We start from the raw sequence: 1,387 nt of genomic DNA, 5'->3' as shown, positions 1-1,387 counted from the left end.
GGCGGGCTGAGGTGCCAGCCGTCGGCCGCGCTGGAGGGCGGGTTGGCCGCGGCGACGATCCGGACCGGCTCGGGCAGGACCAGGCTGCCCACCCGGCGTTCCAGCACCACCCGCAGCAGGGCGGCCTGCACGGCGGGCGGGGCGGAGGAGAGCTCGTCGAGGAAGAGCAGGCCGCGTCCGGCGCGGGCGAGCCGTACCGCCCAGTCCGGCGGGGCCATCGGCACGCCGGTGGTGGCCGGGTCGTCGCCGACGATCGGCAGGCCGGCGAAGTCGGAGGGCTCGTGGACGCTGGCGACGACGGTCTCCAGCGGGCAGCCGAGCCCTGCCGCGAGCTGTTCCATGCCGGCCGACTTCCCGATGCCGGGCTCGCCCCAGAGCAGCACCGGCTGGTTGGCCGTCACGGCGAGGCCCAGTGCCTCCAGACGGGGGTCGGCCGCGGGTTCGGTGCGGTGGGCACGCAGACGGGCGTTGAGCTCGTCCGCGGCGTCCAGCGGGCTGAGGGTCACGGGTTCCGGTCCTTCGGTGGTGCGTCCATGTCCTTTGGTGGTGCGTCCATGTCCTCGTCGTCCTCCGGCGGCTCGCGCAGGTACGCGGTCCCGGCCGGGCCGCCCGGGTACGCGTCCTCCGGCGGCTCCCCCGTGCGTCCGTGCTCGGGCAGTTCTCCCTCGTAGCCGTCCTCGGGCGGCTCCGGGCAGCCGTCGTCGGGCGGCACCTCGAGGTGGTCGAAGTAGTGCTGCTCGTCCGGGCGGTCGACGTACTCGTCCCACCACTCGTCCCCGATGCCCGGGTGCTCGGCCTGGACGCGCCGGGCGAGGAAGGCGAGGTCGGTCCGCCGGTAGCGCCGGACGGTCTGCGCGAGGGAGAGCTCCGTCTCGTCGTAGGCGTCGATGCGGCAGACGACGTCGGTCCGGGCGCCCGCGCCGAGCAGCGCCGCGACCACCGCCGGTGAACCGCCGTCCTCGACCACGGAGTGGAGCGGGGTGCGCCCCTTCCTGTCCCTGCTCTCCAGGTCCAGCCCCGCCTCCAGCAACCGGGGCAGCAGGACCTCGTGGTCGAGCAGGTGCACCACGTGCAGCAGCCCGCGCCCCCGGGCGTCGCGGACCAGGGGATCGTGCCCGGCGTCCAGCAGGGCCACGACGCCCGCCGTGTCGCCGTGTTCCACGCGCTGGAACAGCTCCTGCCGCTGGGCCCGCAGGGCCTTCGGGAGCCGTCCCTCGCCCGACCTCCAGGCCTGCTCGACCGCGAAGCAGCCCGAGACCGGGCCGCCGAACACCCGCATGGCCTGCTCCCGCCGCCGCTCCTCGTCGGTGTGCGGGCCCTCCAGCCGCCCGCCGCGCAGGACGACCTGGTGCCAGGCGCCGTCCCGGCACCGTACGCGGAAGGGCCG

General features: G+C 75.8%; 2 protein-coding genes. Both read right to left on the bottom strand.

The window, feature by feature from the left end:
* Positions 1-506: AAA family ATPase (locus HW445_RS31050; RefSeq protein ID WP_180224114.1), on the bottom strand; the 506-nt coding region annotated here is incomplete at its 3' end.
* Positions 503-1,387 (bottom strand): ankyrin repeat domain-containing protein (locus tag HW445_RS31045; protein WP_374939734.1); only part of this gene is annotated, 885 nt, incomplete at its 5' end. The genes HW445_RS31050 and HW445_RS31045, both read right to left, overlap by 4 nt.

This window comes from Streptomyces sp. UH6 (genome assembly GCF_013421635.1).
GTDB lineage: Bacteria > Actinomycetota > Actinomycetes > Streptomycetales > Streptomycetaceae > Streptomyces > Streptomyces abyssomicinicus.
Note: the sequence above shows the minus strand (reverse complement) of the source record. Positions and strands in the feature narration are given on the sequence as shown.